Source organism: Bradyrhizobium sp. MOS001, from assembly GCF_004634465.1.
GTDB classification, from domain to species: Bacteria; Pseudomonadota; Alphaproteobacteria; order Rhizobiales; family Xanthobacteraceae; genus Bradyrhizobium; species Bradyrhizobium barranii.
In genome coordinates this window covers 1-2,218 of the sequence record NZ_SPVJ01000144.1, presented here as the reverse complement: position 1 = coordinate 2,218, position 2,218 = coordinate 1, and the positions used below count along the sequence as shown (strand labels likewise).

At 58.1% G+C, this 2,218-nt stretch carries 3 protein-coding genes; 1 reads left to right on the top strand and 2 read right to left on the bottom strand.

Going from position 1 to position 2,218, the window contains the following annotated elements:
• The coding region (locus CT676_RS45010) for a hypothetical protein (RefSeq protein ID WP_205124625.1) at positions 1-186 on the bottom strand (186 nt) is incomplete at its 3' end.
• Between the two features lie 440 nt (positions 187-626).
• On the opposite strand from CT676_RS45010, the gene CT676_RS43490 reads away from it, so the two are divergent.
• Complete coding sequence (locus tag CT676_RS43490; RefSeq protein WP_085398205.1) at positions 627-968, top strand: hypothetical protein; 342 nt, start codon at positions 627-629, stop codon at positions 966-968.
• 292 nt (positions 969-1,260) lie between these two features.
• On the opposite strand, the gene CT676_RS43485 is transcribed toward CT676_RS43490, so the two are convergent.
• Positions 1,261-1,698, bottom strand: a complete 438-nt coding sequence (locus tag CT676_RS43485) for a nuclear transport factor 2 family protein (RefSeq protein ID WP_071916327.1) — start codon at positions 1,696-1,698, stop codon at positions 1,261-1,263.
• Between the last annotated feature and the right edge of the window lie 520 nt (positions 1,699-2,218).

Here is a 2,218-nt window from a genome sequence, read left to right as displayed (position 1 = left end):
GCCGGGAATATAAGACAGCGATCCAGTCCCGGATGCCGTCAGCGCGCGAGCCGCTCCAAACATTCCAAGCGGCGCCGTGGCGCCGAGGGTGCAAACCAACGTCAACACCGAGCGGCGGGAGAAGGCGCCCCGCTTCGCTTCGGACAGACCTTTCGTCAAGCTGTTGCCAATTTCGCGCTTTTCCATGTGTCGCTCCCAAACTCGCGTGTGAATGGAATAGAACTGGGCGGCGCTTTGCGGGGCCTTAGCTCACCTCTCTTTGGGCATCATCCGAGCCCGTCTGCTACACGGGTGTGAAGAGCTTCACATTAACGCAAAAAATTGAAAGGAGATAGCCGCGCGGCGATTAAGGCTCTTGTCAATCGTGTTGACCTACTCACGGCGGCGTCTGTCGCATTTGATCGCGATCGGCGCGAGTAGATGGTCAATATCTGAGTCGACACGCACCAGCATGCATGGAGCCTGCGTTGCGCGAATTGAGCAACGCCCGGACCGAGATCATGCAGGATAGGCTGAACTTCGACGCTAAGTTCAGCATGCTTTGGAATGGTCGGCTTCCCGCTTCGCTAGCTTGATCCCGGGAATGGCATCAATGTTGCGCCGGGGCATACTTACAAGGAGGTCGCATGATTACCGCCGTTGTACGATACACACTGCCGCCGCAGATCGACCACGCCGCGTGTCGCGAGCACTTTCACAAGATCGCCCCCAACTTCCGCGGGGTGACGGGGCTGATCAGCAAGCACTTCATCTGGTCCGAAAGCGGCTGGGCGGGCGGCGTGTACCAGTGGGAGCGTATCGAGGACGCTACGGCGTTCTACACCGGGCCGTGGCTCGAGGGCATCATCCAGCGCTACGGCATGAAGCCGCAGATCGATTTTTACGAGGTTTTTGCGGTAACAGACAACACGCGCGGTAAGGTTGAGCTGTTCGAGGAGGCCGTTGCTCCAAATGACCCCAGCAGATAGCTCTTCTACCGCACTAGCGCGTAGAGGTGGCGTTGTATGAGAGGATAGCTGCGGAATCCTCACGTCATCGTAGGTAGCAAGTCCACGCCGCGACCGAATGCGACGATCACTCTGATCTTGGCTCTTCGGAGACGTGCCGATCAGGGCAAATGTCCGCGTTTCGCCAAGAACTGCCCTCCCCGTTAAGTCGCAGTTTGACCCAACCCGGACATATCTTGCACCGGAGACAAGTAGCCCTTTTGGGCGTCCGGTAAGGCCGCCGCCTCGCCGGACCGATTAAGCTTCGACCGCTTTAGTTGAATGTTTGCAGCCTCAATTTGAGCGATCCGTCGGCTTGGCGTTCGAAGACGTGCGTCGCCAAACCACTGAAGGGAGACGGCTTGCCCTCCTTGTCCTTACCCGTAGCGCTCCACTTGGCTGTGCCGAAGACTACCTTGTCGTCTCCGCCGGCATCGATCATCTCCAACTTGTGATCCGTCACACCGCTCGCGAAGAGTCCGGCAAAGAACTTCTCGATCTCGGCCGGCCCCGACGCGACCTGATGTGTGGGCGGCATCAATTTTGCCGTCGCGACATAGGAGGCGCCGATGGCTTTCTCGTCGTGCTTATTAAATGCGGCATCCCAAGCGGCGTAAGCCTTCTCCACGTCCCCCTTGGCGTCCGCGGCCAACGAAATTCCCGGCGCGCCGAGCAGACAAATGAGTAGTGTTGATGTTTGAGCCAACTTCATAGGATACTCCTCTGTTGGATAACGCCTTTCCCGAATGATTAGATCATCTCTCCGGTCGTCTGCCGCGGCTGCGCTCCCGCCAGCATGACGACACCGTCGCCGGTCGCGCTGTGGCCGGCCATTGTTTCATTACGAAAGAGGTGCAGGCGATGGCAACTTCAACGGCGCCGTTCACCTCGGGAGTCCATATCGCGCGTCATGACATCGCTAATGCATCCGGTCCACGCGCCGAACTTCAACCACCACGACCAGTTTTGCGAAGGCAAATTCAGCTGGTTGCCGGAAGAGTCCATCCAATAGTTCGCGGAACAGCAATTCCGGGCAATTACCGTCAACCACGTTGACAAATGGGAGAGAGCGACGGCGCACACATTGCCTAGACCGGAAATCCCCGAGCTGGTCACGGTGTAATTCGCCTTTTGGCCGATTTTGTTGCAAAAGTCGGCTGTAGCCGACGGATGTCTTTCGGCCATTCGGTAAGGCCGACCGGCTTTGATCCGCCGCCCCTCACGCTCTCAAC

Bases quoted from the DNA above. Each gene is read 5' to 3' on its own strand.
- CT676_RS43490 (WP_085398205.1), top strand. From the start codon at position 627: ATGATTACCGCCGTTGTACGATACACACTGCCGCCGCAGATCGACCAC.
- CT676_RS43485 (WP_071916327.1), bottom strand. From the start codon at position 1,698: ATGAAGTTGGCTCAAACATCAACACTACTCATTTGTCTGCTCGGCGCG.